Source organism: Methylobacterium sp. Gmos1 (genome assembly GCF_053764715.1).
This window is the reverse complement of the sequence record NZ_JBSNCC010000003.1, coordinates 260,134-276,387: the sequence shown is the minus strand read 5'-3', so window position 1 is coordinate 276,387 and position 16,254 is coordinate 260,134. Positions and strand designations below refer to the sequence as shown.

16 protein-coding genes are annotated in these 16,254 nt (G+C 69.4%); 5 read left to right on the top strand and 11 right to left on the bottom strand.

The features are described 5' to 3' along the window. Nucleotides 1–122 precede the first annotated feature (122 nt). Together ACS5PV_RS07415 and ACS5PV_RS07410 are read right to left on the bottom strand one after the other, a co-directional pair. Nucleotides 123–1,253: an ABC transporter substrate-binding protein gene (locus ACS5PV_RS07415; RefSeq protein ID WP_455394693.1), complete on the bottom strand. Its 1,131-nt coding sequence runs from the start codon at nt 1,251–1,253 to the stop codon at nt 123–125. Nucleotides 1,254–1,613: 360 nt separating this feature from the next. Beyond that, on the bottom strand, nt 1,614–2,114 hold the full coding sequence (locus ACS5PV_RS07410; protein WP_455394692.1) for an META domain-containing protein: 501 nt from the start codon (nt 2,112–2,114) through the stop codon (nt 1,614–1,616). A 253-nt stretch (nt 2,115–2,367) separates the two neighbouring features. Between ACS5PV_RS07410 and ACS5PV_RS07405 the strand changes: the two genes are divergently transcribed. Then, complete coding sequence (locus ACS5PV_RS07405) at nt 2,368–2,661, top strand: helix-turn-helix domain-containing protein (RefSeq protein ID WP_455394691.1); 294 nt, start codon at nt 2,368–2,370, stop codon at nt 2,659–2,661. A 157-nt stretch (nt 2,662–2,818) separates the two neighbouring features. On the opposite strand, the gene ACS5PV_RS07400 is transcribed toward ACS5PV_RS07405, so the two are convergent. Then, nucleotides 2,819–3,826, bottom strand: a complete 1,008-nt coding sequence (locus ACS5PV_RS07400; protein WP_455394690.1) for a helix-turn-helix domain-containing protein — start codon at nt 3,824–3,826, stop codon at nt 2,819–2,821. Between the two features lie 203 nt (nt 3,827–4,029). Between ACS5PV_RS07400 and ACS5PV_RS07395 the strand changes: the two genes are divergently transcribed. Further along, complete coding sequence (locus tag ACS5PV_RS07395; protein WP_455394689.1) at nt 4,030–5,433, top strand: amidase; 1,404 nt, start codon at nt 4,030–4,032, stop codon at nt 5,431–5,433. Nucleotides 5,434–5,547: 114 nt separating this feature from the next. Here ACS5PV_RS07395 and ACS5PV_RS07390 read toward each other — a convergent pair whose 3' ends face one another. The 7 genes from ACS5PV_RS07390 to ACS5PV_RS07360 all read right to left on the bottom strand — a co-directional run bounded on the left by ACS5PV_RS07390 (nt 5,548) and on the right by ACS5PV_RS07360 (nt 12,438). Further along, on the bottom strand, nt 5,548–5,844 hold the full coding sequence (locus ACS5PV_RS07390; RefSeq protein ID WP_455394688.1) for a putative quinol monooxygenase: 297 nt from the start codon (nt 5,842–5,844) through the stop codon (nt 5,548–5,550). An 11-nt stretch (nt 5,845–5,855) separates the two neighbouring features. Next, complete coding sequence (locus tag ACS5PV_RS07385; RefSeq protein WP_455394687.1) at nt 5,856–7,370, bottom strand: amidase; 1,515 nt, start codon at nt 7,368–7,370, stop codon at nt 5,856–5,858. Between the two features lie 240 nt (nt 7,371–7,610). After that, nucleotides 7,611–8,312, bottom strand: a complete 702-nt coding sequence (locus ACS5PV_RS07380; protein ID WP_455394686.1) for an ABC transporter ATP-binding protein — start codon at nt 8,310–8,312, stop codon at nt 7,611–7,613. Beyond that, nucleotides 8,309–9,037, bottom strand: coding sequence for an ATP-binding cassette domain-containing protein (locus ACS5PV_RS07375; RefSeq protein WP_455394685.1), 729 nt, complete (start codon nt 9,035–9,037; stop codon nt 8,309–8,311). The genes ACS5PV_RS07380 and ACS5PV_RS07375 overlap by 4 nt, the downstream gene beginning before the upstream one ends. A 17-nt stretch (nt 9,038–9,054) precedes the next feature. Next, nucleotides 9,055–10,101: an ABC transporter permease subunit gene (locus tag ACS5PV_RS07370; protein WP_455394684.1), complete on the bottom strand. Its 1,047-nt coding sequence runs from the start codon at nt 10,099–10,101 to the stop codon at nt 9,055–9,057. Next, nucleotides 10,102–10,968, bottom strand: coding sequence for a branched-chain amino acid ABC transporter permease (locus ACS5PV_RS07365; RefSeq protein ID WP_455394683.1), 867 nt, complete (start codon nt 10,966–10,968; stop codon nt 10,102–10,104). Between the two features lie 237 nt (nt 10,969–11,205). Beyond that, nucleotides 11,206–12,438, bottom strand: a complete 1,233-nt coding sequence (locus ACS5PV_RS07360) for an urea ABC transporter substrate-binding protein (protein ID WP_455394682.1) — start codon at nt 12,436–12,438, stop codon at nt 11,206–11,208. A 295-nt stretch (nt 12,439–12,733) separates the two neighbouring features. Here ACS5PV_RS07360 and ACS5PV_RS07355 point away from each other — a divergent pair, with 295 nt between their 5' ends. Genes ACS5PV_RS07355 through ACS5PV_RS07345 form a run of 3 tightly spaced genes read left to right on the top strand, consistent with a single transcriptional unit; the run spans nt 12,734 to nt 15,351 of the window. Further along, nucleotides 12,734–13,774 (top strand): ABC transporter substrate-binding protein, encoded by a 1,041-nt coding sequence (locus ACS5PV_RS07355; RefSeq protein WP_455394681.1) that lies wholly within the window; start codon nt 12,734–12,736, stop codon nt 13,772–13,774. Between the two features lie 24 nt (nt 13,775–13,798). After that, nucleotides 13,799–14,554: an ABC transporter permease gene (locus tag ACS5PV_RS07350; RefSeq protein ID WP_455394680.1), complete on the top strand. Its 756-nt coding sequence runs from the start codon at nt 13,799–13,801 to the stop codon at nt 14,552–14,554. Beyond that, nucleotides 14,542–15,351, top strand: coding sequence for an ABC transporter ATP-binding protein (locus ACS5PV_RS07345; RefSeq protein ID WP_455394679.1), 810 nt, complete (start codon nt 14,542–14,544; stop codon nt 15,349–15,351). Before ACS5PV_RS07350 ends, ACS5PV_RS07345 begins: the two co-directional genes overlap by 13 nt. A gap of 126 nt (nt 15,352–15,477) precedes the next feature. On the opposite strand, the gene ACS5PV_RS07340 is transcribed toward ACS5PV_RS07345, so the two are convergent. Next, on the bottom strand, nt 15,478–16,083 hold the full coding sequence (locus tag ACS5PV_RS07340; protein WP_455394678.1) for a PepSY domain-containing protein: 606 nt from the start codon (nt 16,081–16,083) through the stop codon (nt 15,478–15,480). Between the last annotated feature and the right edge of the window lie 171 nt (nt 16,084–16,254).

Below are 16,254 nucleotides of genomic sequence, written 5' to 3'. Positions count from 1 at the left end.
TTTCCCCTCCCCCTTGTGGGGAGGGGTCAGGGGTGGGGGTGGAGCAGAAGGCACCGCTGAGACTTCTCCGGCACCACCCCCACCCCCGGCCCCTCCCCACAAGGGGGAGGGGAGATGGATCGCTACTGCAGCAGCTGGAACTTGCCGCCCTTCATCACCAGCACCACCACGCCGGACGTATCCGCCGGGTCGCGGCTGTCGGAGAACGAGAACGGACCCATCACGCCGGTGTGCTTCACCTTGATGAGCGCGTCCTTGATCTTTTCGGAGTCCGGCGCGCCGGCGGCGTCGATCGCCTTGGCGACGATGAACAGCGTGTCGTAGGCCTGGGCCGCGAACTGGTCGGGCAGGTCGCCGCCGTACTTGTCCTTGAAGGCGTTGACGAAGGCCTGGTTCGCCGCATCCGGCTTGCCGATGAACCACGGGCTGCCGACGAGGGTGCCGTCCGCCGCCTTGCCGGCGATGTCGCCGAGCTTGGGCGAGTTCAGGCCGTTGCCGCCGATGAAGAACACCTTGTCGGGGATGCCGAGCTGGCGCGCCTGGAGCTCGATGCCCGAGGCCGCCTCGACCAGCGCCGACAGCACGATCGCATCGGGGTTCAGCGCCTTGATCTTGGTGAGCTGGGCCGAGAAGTCCGAATCCTTCGAGCCGAAGGTCTCGGTCGTCAGGGTCTCGATGCCGAGCTTCTCCAGCCCGGCCTTCATCACGTCGTAGGCCGACTTGGTGAAGGCGTCGTCGTTGCCGTACATCACGGCGACGCGCTTGATGCCGAACTTGTCCTTGGCCGTCTTGAGCGTGACCGGGATCACGTCGGCCTCGGGCAGCGAGGTGCGGAAGACGTAGGGGCCGATCGCCGTGATGCCGTTGGCGGTGGTCGAGGTGCCGACGATCGGCACCTTGCGCTCGTTGGCGACGGGGCCGGCGGCGAACATCTCGTTCGACAGGGTGGGGCCGAGGATCAGCGGGACCTTGTCGCGGCCGATGAGCTTGCGGGCGGCGTTGAGCGCCTGCTCCTTGGCGCCGGCCGAATCCTCGTAGGCCAGGCTGAGCGGCCGGCCGCCGAGCACGCCGCCGGCCTTGTTGATGTCGGCGAGCGCGAGGTCGAAGCCGCGCTGGATCGCGATCCCGTAGCGGCTGTTCGGCCCGGTCAGGATCTCGATCGCGCCGAGCTTCACCGGCGACTTGTCCTGCGCCTGCGCGCCGGCCAGACCGCTTCCCAGCAGCGCCGCCGCGAGCAGCACTCTCCTCGACATCGACCGCATCCCGCTTCCTCCTCGCATCCGCACTTGTCGTTGGGCCGCGTGCCGGCGGGAATCGGGAGAAACCCGGACCGTCGCGCTGGACGAGACAGCGCCTTAAAGCACTGGAGCGCGGCGGTAAATCGTTTCCGGCGTCCGGCCCATGCGCGAACGGCCCCGCCGATGGGCGGGGCCGTCATGCCATGCTGCGAAAGGATGAGGCTCGTCATACGATCTCCGGTTGATCGCGTCGGGCGATCCCTCCGGGATTGCTTCGCGATGCGGAGATCGGCTTCGCTCAGTCGTGTAAAGCCTTACGGCTTCACCGCGCGGGCTTGTGATATGGGATCCGGAAGTAAACTCCCAGATCCGGTATCAGAGCGCGCGGTCGAAGCGCAGCTCGCCGGCCTGGCTCTTGATCACCAGCTGCGAGCCGACCATGTCCCATTGGCCCGAGGTGCGCAAAGCCGTGAAGAACTGCATCTCGGAGGCGCCGACCGCCTTGTCGCAGTTGCGCTTGGTCAGCGCCAGCGGGCCGACCGCCAGGTGCTGCTCCTTGAGCGGGAAGGCAGTCGCCGCGAAGGTGTTGCAGCCGCCGAAGCCGCGGGCGCGGTATTGCTTGTCGATGATGAAGCTCGGCCGCTCGGCGCCCGCGAAGGGCTTGCCGTTGAGGCTCACCGCCGTCCAGGTCGAATCGAGCGGGAAGACCTTCTCCTGCGCCTTCAGCGGCGGGATGTACTGCTGCTGAGCCGGCTTGTCCCGGTTCTTCTGGCCGTAGCCCATCATGTTCTGCGCCGAAGCCTGCGTGGCCGACGCCAACAGCGCGACGGCACCGACTGCCAGCGCAACCTGCATCGCCTTCATCGCATTCCCCATTTGCTTGTCGTGTTGGTGGCGGACCGTAGAGAGGGCATCCCGCGCCCGCAACCCTGGCCGCGGTCTCGGAGGCCCCGTCGCGGCATCTTACCGACGACTGTTGCATTTATGCGGCGAGCTTGGCCGTAATGTGGCAGGACTCGCGAAAGCTTGTCGGTGTGGCAACGAAAGCGGGGTCCCGCCGTTAGCCAGGGACCCGCCGCGGCGATGCGCGACGGGGAACGAGCCACGAGAGAGCGGGGGACGGGTTTCAGTGAACGGCGCAGACGACATCACAGCGGCGCAGCTGCGCCGGGCGCGGGACCTCCTGGGCTGGTCGGAGGACGAGCTGGCCCTGCGCGCCAACGTCGACGCGGAGACCATCCGCCTGTTCGAGGCGGGCCGCTACCCGCCCTCCGCCGGGCAGAGGACCGCGTTGCGCGGCGCCCTCGTCGCCGCGGGCGTGGAACTGACCGACGGCGTCGAGCCCCAGGCCCGGCTGCGCCCGGACGACGCGCCGGACAAGGGCATCCACCCGAGCGAGCTCACCACCGAGAACGATCGCTGAGAGCCTGTCCGGCGTCCTCGCCGGGGTCGACTCCGATCGGTCCGGGCACCGCTGCGCGGTCCCGGACCGACGCGAAGGGTCGGCAAACCGGCCAATACCGGCTCGCAGCCTCCCTCCCGTCCTGCCGGCGCGTCCGCGATCGCGCGATCGGCGACGGCTACGCCCCCGACCGCAGCACCGATTTCGGCATCACCCCGTAGGTCTTCTTGAAGGCGCGGCTGAAATGCGAGAAGTCGCTGAAGCCGCACTGCATCACCACCTGCCCGACATTGCGGGCCTGGCCCTCCTCCAGGAGCCGGTGGGCGAGCGCGAGCCGCTGCTGCCACAGCCAGCGGATCGCCGTGGTACCGTCCGCCGCGAAGGCGCGGCACAGGGTGCGCAGCGACACGCCGAGGCGGCTCGCCACCGTGGCGAGGTCGAGGTCGGGATCCTCGATATGGGCGAGCAGGAAGGTCTTGGCCTGGCGCACCAGGTCGTCGTCGGCGACGCGGCGCCCCGGCGCGGTCAGGCTCGCCTCCAGCGAGGCGGTGAGCAGTTCGAGGAACGCGTTGCCGAGGCGCTGCGAGCCGCTCTCGCTTAAGGGGGCTTCCATCTCGACGATGTCGGTGAGGGTGTGGGCGATGGTCGAGGCCAGCGGCTGGTCGGGCCGGATGATCCGGGCGGCCAGGTGCTCGAAATCGGGCAGCCGCGCCGCCAGCTGCCGCCGCGCCATGCGGGCGACGATCATCCGGGTGTCCTGCTCGAACTCCCACAGGAACGGCCGGGCCGAATCGTAGACCACGAGGTCGCCGACCGCGGGCAGCGCGCAGCGGTCGTCCTGCACCAGCCGGCCGGTACCGGCCTTCATCAGCGCCACGAACACGTCGTCGTCCGGCATCCGCCGCAGGCAGGCGGCATCGCGCCGGTTCTCCATCGGCGAGAACCGGATGTCGCAGACGTTGACCTTGCCGAGCGCCACCTTGCGCAGCCGCGCCGAGAACGGCCCGTCGTCGATCTTCCGCATCGTCTCCGACGGGCTCAAATGCGCGCAGATCGCGTCGCGCCAGTAGGAGAAGCGGTATTTTTCCGCGAGCACGGCGGTGTCGAAGGTGGTGATCGGCGCCGGCTGCGGGGAGCACGCCGGCGGGCGGGACTCCGACGGAAGAGCGGCGTTGAGCGAGGCCATGGCGGTCCCTCCGACGGATCGGCGGCAGGAACGGCGGCGCTCGTCGAGCGGACCGCTCCGCTATGCGTCGGCACCGGATCAAGCAACGACGATGCCAGCCGGGGAGGATCCTGACGGTCATAGGCCACCCGGCTGGCCCGCCGGAGCAAGACGGGCGCCGGACCGGTTGGAAGGATGCGAGCGCGTGAAACGGGAGACCGCCGATGTCCACGGGCCTGCACGACGAATCCCTGGTCTTCATCGCCGAGGCGATCCGCCGCCGGCAGGTGAGCGCGGTCGAGGTGACGACGGCGATGCTCGCGCGCATCGACGCCCTCGACGGCGAGATCCGCAGCTACACCACGGTCACGGCGGAGCACGCGCTGGCCGCCGCGGCGCGGGCCGACCGGGAGACGGCGCGCGGCATCAGCCGCGGGCCGCTGCACGGCGTGCCGATCGGCATCAAGGATTTGTGCGACACCCGCTTTGCCGCCACCGGCGCCGGCACGGTGATCCACCGCGACCGGGTGCCGGAGACCGACGCCACGGTGGTCGCACGGCTGGAGCAGGGCGGGGCGGTGATCCTCGGCAAGCTCGCGATGACCGAGGGCGCCTATACCAGCCACCACCCGGACAATCCCGGGCCGATCAACCCGTGGGGCCGCGGCCACTGGGTCGGCTCGTCCTCGACCGGCTCAGGAGCGGCCACCGCGGCGCGGCTGTGCTTCGGCTCGCTCGGCTCCGACACCGGTGGCTCGATCCGGTTTCCTTCCGCCACCTGCGGGCTCACCGGCATCAAGCCGACCTGGGGCCGGGTCAGCCGCCACGGGGTCTTCCCGCTCGCCGCCTCCCTCGACCATGTCGGGCCGATGGCCCGCAGCGCCGCCGACGCGGCGGCGATCCTCGGCGTCATCGCCGGCGCCGACCCGCGCGATCCGACCACGCTGGCCGCGCCGGTGGATGATGATCCCGCCGGCCTCGGACGATCGATCCGCGGCCTGACCATCGGCATCGACCGGCGCTTCACCACCGCGGAGATCGACGCGGAGGTGGTGGCGGCCCTCGACGCGATGGAGGCGACCCTGCGCGACCTCGGCGCCCGCATCGTCGAGGTCGTCATGCCGCCGACCGACCGGCTGGTGCGCGGCTGGATTCCGTTCTGCTCGGTCGAGACCGCGCTCGCCCACCGGGAGACCTATCCGGCGCGGGCCGCCGAGTACGGTCCGGACCTCGCCGGGCTGATCGACGAGGGCCGGGGCATCACCGGTCTCGACCTCGGCGCGGTCTATCACGACCGGCTCGACTTCTCCGGGGCGCTCGCCGCCCTGTTCGGGGAGGTCGACCTGCTGCTGGTGCCGACCATGCCGGTGCCGGTCCCGAGCCTCGCCCGGATGGCGGAGTTCGGCCAGGATCCGGAGGTCCTGCTGCGCATCCTGCGCTTCACCGCGCCGTTCAATTTCTCCGGCAGCCCGACCATCACCCTGCCGGCGGGGATCGACGCGGCCGGGCTGCCCTTGAGCGTCCAGCTCGTCGGTCCGCACCTGTCGGAGGCGCTGCTGTGCCGGGCCGGCCACGCGGTCCAGGGGGTGACGGACTGGCACGCGGGGCGGCCGGCGGGTCTGGCGTGAGCGACGGCCTCCTCACCTGTGGATCCAGCATAGTCTCTTCGTCGTCCCGGATTCCGCTGCGCGGTCCCGGGACGACATCGTGCATGGCCTCGGCGAGGAACACTTCAGCCCGCCTCACCGGCAGGAGATCTCCTCGGCCGTCACCAGGATCACCTCGCCGTCGAGAATCGGCTGCGCGACGGCAAAGAACCGCGCCACCGCCGCCGAACCGTTGTGCCGGTCCATCGCCGCCGCGTCGGTGAACCGCTCGTAGGTGGTGAAGCGAGCCGGATCGCCCGCATCCTGCGAGACGAAGAAGCCGACCGTGTCCGGCTCGTTCTCGGCGACGTGGGCCGCCACGTCGAGGAGGGCGGCCCGCAGGGTCTCCTCCGCGCCCGGCTTGGCGCAGAGGACGGCGCTGATCGTCTTCACCCGCCGATCCTTCAGAAGGTCTTCCAGTCGCCGGCGGCCTCGAAGGCGGCGGCGGCCTGGTAGATCGCGCTCTCGTTCCAGTCACGCGCCGTCAGCATCATTCCGACCGGCAGGCCGTCGACGAGGCCGCAGGGGATCGACATCGAGGGGTTGCCGGTCACGTCCATCGGCGATGTCGAGGCGACCATCTCGAAGGCGCGCACGATCACCTCTTCCAGCGGCGCGCCCTTCTCCGGCAGCTTGGTGGCGGTGCAGGGCAGGGTCGGGCACAGCAGCAGGTCGTAGGTCTTGAAGCAGGTCGCGAAATCCTCCCGCACCTTGCGGGCGAGGTTCTGCGCCTTGGCGTAGTAGCGGCCGCGGTAGTGGGTCAGGCCCCACTGGCCGATCAGCATCGAGATCTTCAGGGTCTCGGAGAGGTCGTCGGCCTTGCTCCGCCAGGCGGAATGGGCGTCGAACAGGCCGACGTCGTAGGCGCCCTTCCAGTTGAAGCCCATGCCGTTGCCGAACATCATCTGCTGGGTCAGCCCTTCGAGCCCGATCGGCGTCCAGACCGAGGCCGCCGTCCTGTAGGCCGGGAGCGAGACCTCCTCGATCGTTGCGCCCAGGGCCTCGAACCGGGCGGCTGCCGCCCGAACCTTGTCGGCTACCGCCTCCTGCATGCCCGGCGCGGAAAAACCCTCCAGGAGGAGGCCGATCTTCAGGCCCTTGGCGCCCTTCTTCAGCGCCTCCGTGTAGGCGGCGACCTGCGGCGCGTACTGGCGCGGGTCGAGCCCGTCGGGTCCGGCGAGGACTTCGAGCAGCAGCGCGTTGTCGGCGACGCTCGCGGTCATCGGGCCGGTATGGTCGATCGTGGTCTCGATCGGCATCACGCCGGTATAGGGCACGAGGCCGTGGGTCGGCTTCATCCCGTAGATCCCGCAATACGAGGCGGGGATGCGGATCGATCCGCCCTGGTCGCCGCCGATCGCGAGATCGACCTCGCCGGCCGCCACCAGCGCACCGCTGCCCGAGGACGAGCCGCCGGCCGAGTAGCCCATCCGGTGCGGGTTGTGCACCGGCCCCGGATCCGAGGTGTGGCTGCCGCCGGACAGGCAGAAATGCTCGCACACCGCCTTGCCGAGGATCGTCGCGCCGGCATCCAGCATCCGGGTCACGATGGTGGCGTCGGAGGCCGGTACGAAGCCCTCGAGGGTCGAGGCGCCGTTCATCATCGGCACGCCGGCGAGCGCGACGTTGTCCTTCAGCGCGACGGTCTTGCCCTTGAGCTTGCCGGTGTCGGCGCCCTTCACCTCGCTCTTCCAGTACCAGGCGCCGAGCGGGTTCTCCTCGGGGCCCGGGCGGGTGCCGGGGGTGCGGGGATACTTCACCGGCGGGATGTGGTCGGGCAGGGCGTCGACCACGTCGTAGGCGTCGAACGAGGCGTCCATCAGTGCGCGGTAGGCGGCGGCCTCCTCGGGCGTCATCGTCATGTGGAGGCTGGCGGCGAGCTCGCGGACCTGGTCTGCGCTCGGGCGGGTGATGGCCATGGGGCGTCTCCTGGGTTTGGTTTTGGCTGGAAAGGCTCGTTTACGCTCCCCTTTCCCGGACGACTGAAGCGTCAGCGAAAGGAGATCCGGGATCCAGGGGAGAAGTGCCGCGAAGCGGCGCTATATTGGCAACGTTGCAGACACACGGTCGCTTCGCGAGTCCTTGTGCTGGGTCCCGGATCTCCTTCCGCTTCGCTGCAGTCGGCCGGGAAAGAGGGAACAGGATTCGGTGTGACCCCGCTACGCCGCCGCCATGCCGATCCGCCCCGCCAGCAGGTCCTCGCGCGAGACCTCGCCGGTGATGCGGCCCTTCTGGATGCCGAGCACGCGGTCGGACAGCGAGGTGATGAAGTCGAGGTTCTGCTCGACGATGATCATCGACAGGTCCCAGCGCTTCTTCAAGGCGAGCAGCGTCTCGATGATCTCCTCGATGATCGAGGGCTGGATGCCCTCCGTTGGCTCGTCGAGGAGGACGAGCTTCGGCCGGGTGCACAGGCAGCGGGCGAGCGCGAGCAGTTGCTGCTCGCCGCCCGACAGCGCGCCGCCGCGCCGGTCGAGCAGGCGCACGAGACGGGGGAAGTCGGCGAGCACGTCGTCGATGATGCGCGGATCCTCCTTGGGCGCGCTGGCGAGCCCCATGCGCAGGTTCTCGCGCACGCTGAGGGTGGCGAAGATCTCGCGGCCTTGCGGCACCAGGCCCATGCCGAGGCGGGCGCGCTGGTGGATCGGCATCCGGGTCACGTCGGTGCCCGAGAAGCGCACCGCGCCGGCGGTGGCGGGCAGATGGCCCATCAGGGTCCGCATCAGCGTGGTCTTGCCCATGCCGTTATGGCCGAGGATGCCGAGATACTCGCCCGACGCCAGGGTGAAGTCGACGCCCATCAGGATCGGCACCCGGCCGTAGTTCGCCCGCAGGCCTTCGACGTCCAGCAGAGCGCTCATGCCGCCACCTTCTTGCCGAGATAGACGTCGCGCACCCGCCGGTCGGCGAGCACGGCGTCGATCCCATCCTCCATCATGATCCGGCCCTGGTGGAACACCGTGACCGTGCGGGCGATCATCTTGATGAACGCCATGTCGTGCTCGACCACGACGATCGCCCGGGTCTTGTTGATCTCGCGGATGATCTCGGCGGTGCGGTGGGTCTCCTCGTCGGTCATGCCGGCGGCGGGCTCGTCGAGGAGGATCAGCTCGGGGTCGCCGGCCAGCACCGTGCCGATCTCGACCCATTGCCGCTGGCCGTGCGAGAGCTGGCCGACGGTGGCGCCGGCAAGATGCGTCAGCCGGATTTTTTCCAGGATCTCGTCGACGAGCGGCCCGGTGAACTTCGGCGTCGTCTTGCGGCGGGCCGCGAGCCAGATGTTCTCGCGCACCGACACGCCGTTGAAGACGTTCGGCACCTGCGTCTTGATGCCGATGCCGAGCCGGGCGATCTGGTGGCTCTGCAACCCGGTCAGCGGCTGGCCGCGGAACGCGATGGTGCCGGAGGAGGGCGTGAGCTGGCCGGTGAGCATCTTGAAGAAGGTGCTCTTGCCGGCGCCGTTCGGACCGATCAGGCAGCGCAGCTCCATCTCTCCGAGGGTGAAGCTGACGTCGTCGTTAGCGACGACGCCACCGAAGCGCATCGTCAGGTGCTCGGTCTTCAGGAGGGGGACGAGCGGATCCATCTTATTCGTCTCCCATGTCATTCGGCTCCCGCGATCTGGGTCCGGGCAGAAGGAGAAGCGGCCGGGCGTCGCCTGGCCTTGCGGCCGAGCCCGAGGAGCGCGGCCTTCAGCGTCGGCACGATGCCCTTCGGCAGGAGCAGCACAAAGCCGACCAGGATCACGCCGAGCACGAGGTTGGCGTTGACGAGCTGCTGCGAGCCGATCTTGGCATTGAGGAACTGGATCAGGACACAGCCGACGACCGGGCCGATCAGGGTGCCGAGGCCGCCGACGGTGATCCAGATGATGATCTCGGCCGAGAGCGACAGCGAGAAGATCGTCGGACCGACGAAGGCGCCCCAGTTGACGTAGAGCGCGCCGGCGAGCCCCGCGACGGCGCCGCCGACCATGAACACCCCGAGCTTGACGAGCCGCGGATCGTAGCCGAGGAGCGCCGCCCGGGTCTCGTTCTCGCGCACCGCCAACGCGATGCGGCCGAAGGGGCTGGCCAGCAGCAGCCGCATCAGCAGGTAGACGGCGATGAGTGCGCCGCCGGTGACCCACCACCCGGCTTCGGGCGTGAGCACCGCGTCCGGGGTGTAGGGCGCGTTGAAGGTCGGCACCGAGGGGATGCCGTTGAAGCCGCCGAGCCGCGCCTGGCCGATCGTGTAGGCGTCGCCCGCCGTCGAGTTGACGACGTTGAACAGGATCAGTGTGACGGTGAGCGTGATGACCCCGAGATAGACCTCGCTGATCCGTCCGTAGAACACGAAGTAGCCGAGCGCCGCGGCGAACAGCGCCGGACACAGGATCGCCAGCAGGATCGCGTTGGTCGAATCACCGAGATTGATCGCCGCGATCGCGTAGGCGTAGCCCCCTAAGCCGAAGAACGCGGTCTGGCCGAAGGACAGGATGCCGCCGAACCCCCAGATGAAGCCGAGGCTGAGCGCCAGCACGGCCATGGCGGCAAACAGCGTCAGCTGCATCAGGGTGAAGAGCTCGACGTAGGCCGGCAGGACGACGACCAGGGCGATGGCGGCCAGCACCGCGAGGCCCTGGAGGGTGCGCGACAGGGCGGCGGGCATTCAGAGCGTCCCCTTGAAGAAGCGGCCGGAGATGCCCTGCGGCAAGAGGCGGATCAGCAGGATCGCGGAGAGGAACAGGATCACCTCGCCGTAGACCGGCGTGGTGAAGAAGGCGCCGAGCTGGTTGACGACGCCGAACAATCCGGCCGCCGAGAGGGTGCCCGAGATGATCGCCGCGCCGCCGCCGACGACCGTGATGAAGCACTTGGCGACGAAGGCGGTGCCCATCACCGGCGTGATGCCGGAGACCGGCGCGAGAAGCCCGCCGGCGAGCCCGGTGATCGCGGCGCCGATGCCGAAGGTCGCCATGTAGATCTTCGCCGGGTTGACCCCCAGCGTCGCCGCCATGCCGGGATTCAGCATCACCGCCCGGGCGACGAGGCCGAAGCGGGTGAAGCGGAGCACGCCGTAGACCAGCGCCATCGTCACGACGGCCATGGCGAGAAGGAAGATCGTGTACCAGCTCGACCGGTAGGCTCCGACCTGGAACCCACCGAGCGGCGTCGGCACGCCGTTGATGGTGTTGCCGAAGATCGTGGTGACGAGGCCGATGAGGCACAGGCTGAGGCCCCAGGTCGCCAGCATCGAATCGACGAGGCGCCCGTACAGGAAGCGGATCAGGCAGCGCTCGATGACGAGCCCGACGAGCCCGACGAAGAGCGGGGCCACCACCAGCATCGCGATCCAGATGTTGAGCCCGGCATTGGCCGAGATCACCGTGGCGTAGGCCCCCAGCATCACGAACTCGCCGTGGGCGAGGTTGATGATCTTCATCATCCCGAAGATGATCGCGAGGCCGAGGCAGAGCAGGAACAGGGAGGCGGCCCCGTTCACGACGTCGAGCGCGATGATGAGCGACAGGTCCATGCAATCATCCGGGCGGGGGAGTTTCGTTGATAAGGGTCGAACAGACACACGGTCCTGCCACCCTCCGGGTCATCCCGGGGCCGCGCAGCGGAACCCGGGATCCATAACCGCCGAGGTCTCAGGAAAAGGCGGCGCGCGTCCTGCTTCGTCTTGCCTCGTCAGCGGTTATGGATCCCGGGTTCTCGCCTGCGGCGAGCCCCGGGATGACGTGGAGGGTCGCATCATCGAAGAAAGATCTCAGATCGAGATCTCGTACTGCTTGTTCTCGCGCGGGTTCTTGATGAGGTTGCACACCGCCGCGGTGTCCTGGGGCTTGGCGTCCGGGTAGGTCTCGCGCACGTCCCATTTGCGGTCCTTGACCACCGCCAGGTAGGCGTTGCGGGTGACGTGGTGGGTGGCGTGATCCACCGTGACCTTGCCGGTCGGCCCGTCGAAGGAGAGCCCCGTCTCTAGTGCCTCGGTCACCGCCATCCGGTCGATGGACTTCGCCTTCTTCACCCCCTCGACCCAGAGGTAGAACCCCTCGTAGGTCGCCGCCGCCAGCTCGCTGATGTAGGGAATGCCCGGCGATTGCTTCTTCAGCTTGGCGACGTAGGCCTTGCTCGCCGGGGTCGTCAGCTCCTCGAAATAGCCGTAGGCGCCGAGCACGCCGTCGCTCTCGGCGGCGTTGAGGGTGGTGGGCTCGTTGACGAGGCCGAAGGTGGTGGAGGCGATCGGGATCTGGCCCTTCATCCCGGCCGAGGTCCATTGCCGGTAGAACGCCGTGTGGTTGCCGCCGACCAGCGCCGACAACAGCAGGTCGGGCTTCGCTGCCTGGATCTTCGAGATCGTCGGACCGAAATTCGTCACGTCGAGCGGGAAGAAGTCGACCGAGACCGTCTCGCCGCCCTGGTCCTTGACGTATTTCTGCATCCACTTGGCGGTGATCTGGCCGTAATTGTAGTCGGCGGCGATGATGTAGACCTTCTTCTTGTCCTTGCCCATCGCGTAGGGCACCAGCTTCTCCACCGTCTGGGCCGGGGTGGTGCCGGTGCAGAAGGTGTTGCGGTCGCAGACCCCGCCCTCGTAGAGCACGTTGTAGAAGTACAGCACCCGGAAGCGGTTGAAGGTCGGGCGGATCGCCTCGCGCGAGGCCGAGGTGATGCCGCCATGGACCACCGCCACCTTGTCGCGCACGGCGAGCTGCTGGGCGTATTGCGAGTACATCTGGATGTTCGACTGGGTGTCGTAGTGCACGAGCTGCAACGGCCGGCCGAGCAGGCCGCCGGCGGCGTTCACCTCCTCGATCCCGAGCTTCAGGCTCTCGACCATCGGCGTGCCGGACGCGGCGATCGGGCCGGACTGGTCGTGCAGCGAGCCGACGAGGATCGGCGTCTCGCCCCGGGCGGAGCGCAGCAAAGCCGGCATCGCCAGGGTGGAGAGCGGAACGGCGGCCGCGGTACGGAGGAGGTCACGACGCGAGAGGGCCATCCTGGTCCGGGCTCCTGTTGCAGCACGAGGCGCGTTGCCGACGACCCGAGGTTAGAAGAGGCCGGCGCGCCGGTGCTTGCCTGTGCTGACCAAAAAATTGGACTGGCCGTGCCAGGGGGAGGGGGCGACTCCACGGGGGCAGGCTGTAGGTTCTTCTCCGCAATCGATGCGAGATAGAAAATTATGCCACTATACATCGAGTAGATAGAGAATTTTTCTTATGTACCCGCCGTTCTTGCACCGCCGCAGGAGGATGCCCTAAGCGGACGCGATTCCTCTCCTCGGACGGCCGGCCATGACCATCACGCGACGCAGCATCCTCGAGGCAGCCCCGGTCCTCGCCGCCGGTGCCGCCCTCGGGAGCGTGACGCCGGCGCGGGCGCAAGGCCGCGCCGCGCCGTTGCGGGTCGGCGTGATCCCGATCCTCGCCGCAGGCCCGATCTTCGTCGCCGAGAAGGAGGGCTGGCTGAAGCAGGCGGGCCTGTCTCTCGCCGTCACGACCTTCGAGTCGGGCCCGAACATGATCCAGGCCCTCGCCTCGGGCACCCTCGACGTCTACGTCGCCGGCGTGGCGCCGCTCGGCGTCGCGCGCTCCAAGGGCATCGACGTCAAGGTGGTGGCCGCCACCTCGGTCGAGGAGAACGTGTTCGTCGCCGGCCCCAAGCTCGCCCGCTTCGCCGAGACCGGCGTCGCCCCGGCCGAGGTGTTTCGGCGCTACCGCGAATCCACCGGCACCCCGGCGCGGCTCGCCACCCAGCCCCTCGGCTCGGTGCCGAACACCACCCTCCAGCACTGGCTGTGGGAGGTGGCGAAGGCCGACCCGAAGGATGTGACGATCGTCTCGATGGGGATCGACGCGACCCAGCAGGCGGTGCTCGCCGGCGCGGTCGAGGGCGGCATCTTGCGCGAGCCCGCGGTCTCGATCGTCACCGGCCGCAACCCGGCGATCCGCCTCATGGCGCTCGGCGGCGAGATGTTCCCGAGCCAGCCCGGCACCGTCGTCGCCGTCACCCGTGCCATCCTCGACAAGGAGCCCGAGGTCGCCCAGGCGATCGTGACCGGAATCGTGCGGGCGGTCGACCTGATCGGCCGCGACCCGGAGCGCGTCGCGCCGATCGTCGAGGCCTCGCTCGGCAAGGGCCTCGTCGACACCGCCACGATCCGCCGGGCGCTCGCCTCCCCGGCGACGCGCTTCTCCGCCGACCCGCGCGCCATCGTCGAGGCCACCGCCGCGATGCAGCGCTACCAGGTGAAGATCGGCGCGCTGGAGCGCGAGGTGCCCCTCGACGGCCTGTTCGAGCCGCGGCTCTACGAGCGCGCGGTCGCCGGCAAGTGAGCCCACGACCGTGAGATGCATCCCGTGAGATCCCGCCCCGCGGCGCTGCTGCTCCCGCCCCTCGGGCTCGCCGCCTTCTTTGCCCTGTGGGAGGCGTTTCCCCGGCTCGGCTTCGTCAACCCGGCCTTCCTGCCGCCGCCCTCGGTGATCCCGGAGGCCTTCTTGCGCGAGCTGCGCTCCGGCCAGTGGCTCGCGGCGATCGGCGGCAGCCTCGGACATTACCTAGGCGGCCTGGCACTTGGCCTCGTCCTCGGCATCGCCGCCGGCACGCTGACGGGCATGTCGCGCACGGCCGAAGGCCTCACCGCCTGGGTGGTGCGGGTCCTGCGACCGGTGCCGGGCCTCGCCTGGGTGCCGTTCGCCATCATCTGGTTCGGGGTCAGCCCGGAGGCGGCGCTGTTCATCGTGGCGATCGGGGTGTTCTGGATCGTCTACTTTGCCAGCCACGGGGCGATCCGCGGCGTGGACCGCGACCTGATCGAGCTCGCCGCCGCCTTCGGCTTCCGCTCAGCGCCCGAGCGCCTGGTGACTGTGGTGTGGCCCGCCGCCATGCCCGGTATCCTGGTGGGCGTACGCACCGCGATCGGGCAGGCCTGGATGGCGGTGGTGGCGGCCGAGATCTTTGGCGTCGCGGGCCTCGGCCAGCGGATGATGCAGGCCTCGACACTGCTCGCGACCGACATCGTAGTCGTCTACATGCTCACCATGGCGCTGCTCTACGGCGTGTTCGACGCCGCTTTCACGGCGCTGCAAGGCTGGATGCTCCGATGGCGGGCCTGATCGCGATCCAGGGCCTCGCCCTCACCTTCACCCGCGACGGCGCCCGCACCACGGTGCTGTCCGGCCTCGACCTCGACATCGAGCCGGGCGAGTTCCTGGCGATCGTCCGCGCCTCCGGCGTCGGCAAGTCGACGCTCCTACGGGTGATCGCCGACCTCGTGCGCCCCAGTGCCGGCACCGTCTCGGTCAGCGCGCCGGAGCCGGGCCGCCGGGCGGTCGCCCTCGTGTTCCAGGATTCGCGGCTGCTGCCCTGGCGCCGGGTTCTCGACAACGTCGCCTTCGGGCTCGAGAAGCTGCGCCTCCCCCGGACCGAGCGGCGCCGGCGCGCGCAAGGCGCCCTCGATCGGTTGGGCCTGGGCGCGCTCTCCGGGCGCTGGCCGTTCCAGCTCTCCGGCGGCCAGCGCCAGCGGGTGTCGCTCGCCCGGGCGCTCGCGGTCGAGCCACACGTGCTCCTGATGGACGAGCCGTTCTCGGCCCTCGACGCGCTCACCCGCGAGACCTTGCAGGACGAGCTGATCCGGCTCTGCCGCGCCTCCGGCCAGACGGTACTCTTCGTCACCCACGACATCGAGGAGGCGGTCTACCTCGCCGACCGGGTGGTGGTGCTGGCCGGCAGCCCGGGCCGCATCGTCGCCGCCCACCGCATCGCGGCCAGCCAGCCGCGGGACCGGGCGGCGTCGGAACTCAAGGCGATCACGCAGGCGATCCGCGAGGACCTGGCGGGAGTGGCGGAGGAGCGGCAGGCGGACTTGCAGCAGGCGCACTTGCAGGCGGGGGACTTGCAGGAGGTGCGGTGACGCGGTCGCTGCATGTCGTCGCTGCTTGTCACCGATCAAGGCGCTGATGTCGCCCAGCCGCCGCGCAGGAGGGCGGCCCCTGCGTCAGCAGGGGCCGGGAGCAGTGACGCGTGACCGATCGGACGGTCAGTCCTTCATGATCTGGCCGTCCGGCCCGACCTTCACTTCCTTCTCGTTGTCGGCGAGCGCGACCTTGATCTCGTAGGCGACGGCCGAGCCCTCGCGCTCGACCTCGGCTTCGTAGGCCTTGCCGCCGCCGGCCTGCTTCTCGGCGAGCGCCAGCGCGTCCTTCAGCGAGACCTTGGCGTTGTTGAAGTCGGCGACCTTCAGGCGGGTGAAGTAGCGCTCGATCGGCTGGTTCTCGCTCTTGTAGAGCTCGCCGGTATCGGCGTTGATGCCGTGCTCGACCAGCTTGCCGTCCGGATAGACGACCTTGATCGCCCAGTGGGTCGGGTTCTTGCCGTCGGCCTTCTCGAAATCGGCGTCGATCGCCCGGCCGTTGCCGTCCTTCCGCTCGGCGGTGGCGATGGCGTCGGCCAGGCTGATCTTGGCCAGCTTGGCGGCCTGCCACTCCTTCATGTCCTTCATGTCGCTTCCCGACGTCGCGGCCGGCGCGGTGGTCACCGGGGCGGTGCCCGGAGCGGTCGGCGCCGTCGGCGCGGTGGTCTGGGCGAGGGCGAGGCCGGTGGTCAGGGCGAGGGCGCCGGCGGTGGCGAGGAAGCGCGTCAGCATCGAAGTCTCCGAGCAGGGTTGCGTCGAGGTCCCCAGAAACGCCGGTCGACCGAGTTGGTTGCCCGTTGGGCAGCCTGCTTCGCGGCCGGGCAGGCGCGAGCCTCGGAACAGTGATACTCCCCACCAGTTGGTCAGGCATCGCGGCCTGCCCGTTGCGGCGGTCCTTCACCT

Excerpts from the sequence above, each read along its gene's own strand:
- ACS5PV_RS07415 (WP_455394693.1), bottom strand. The coding sequence starts at position 1,253 with ATGTCGAGGAGAGTGCTGCTCGCGGCGGCGCTGCTGGGAAGCGGTCTG.
- ACS5PV_RS07410 (WP_455394692.1), bottom strand. The coding sequence starts at position 2,114 with ATGGGGAATGCGATGAAGGCGATGCAGGTTGCGCTGGCAGTCGGTGCC.
- ACS5PV_RS07400 (WP_455394690.1), bottom strand. The coding sequence starts at position 3,826 with ATGGCCTCGCTCAACGCCGCTCTTCCGTCGGAGTCCCGCCCGCCGGCG.
- ACS5PV_RS07395 (WP_455394689.1), top strand. The coding sequence starts at position 4,030 with ATGTCCACGGGCCTGCACGACGAATCCCTGGTCTTCATCGCCGAGGCG.
- ACS5PV_RS07385 (WP_455394687.1), bottom strand. The coding sequence starts at position 7,370 with ATGGCCATCACCCGCCCGAGCGCAGACCAGGTCCGCGAGCTCGCCGCC.
- ACS5PV_RS07380 (WP_455394686.1), bottom strand. The coding sequence starts at position 8,312 with ATGAGCGCTCTGCTGGACGTCGAAGGCCTGCGGGCGAACTACGGCCGG.
- ACS5PV_RS07375 (WP_455394685.1), bottom strand. The coding sequence starts at position 9,037 with ATGGATCCGCTCGTCCCCCTCCTGAAGACCGAGCACCTGACGATGCGC.
- ACS5PV_RS07370 (WP_455394684.1), bottom strand. The coding sequence starts at position 10,101 with ATGCCCGCCGCCCTGTCGCGCACCCTCCAGGGCCTCGCGGTGCTGGCC.
- ACS5PV_RS07365 (WP_455394683.1), bottom strand. The coding sequence starts at position 10,968 with ATGGACCTGTCGCTCATCATCGCGCTCGACGTCGTGAACGGGGCCGCC.
- ACS5PV_RS07360 (WP_455394682.1), bottom strand. The coding sequence starts at position 12,438 with ATGGCCCTCTCGCGTCGTGACCTCCTCCGTACCGCGGCCGCCGTTCCG.
- ACS5PV_RS07355 (WP_455394681.1), top strand. The coding sequence starts at position 12,734 with ATGACCATCACGCGACGCAGCATCCTCGAGGCAGCCCCGGTCCTCGCC.
- ACS5PV_RS07345 (WP_455394679.1), top strand. The coding sequence starts at position 14,542 with ATGGCGGGCCTGATCGCGATCCAGGGCCTCGCCCTCACCTTCACCCGC.
- ACS5PV_RS07340 (WP_455394678.1), bottom strand. The coding sequence starts at position 16,083 with ATGCTGACGCGCTTCCTCGCCACCGCCGGCGCCCTCGCCCTGACCACC.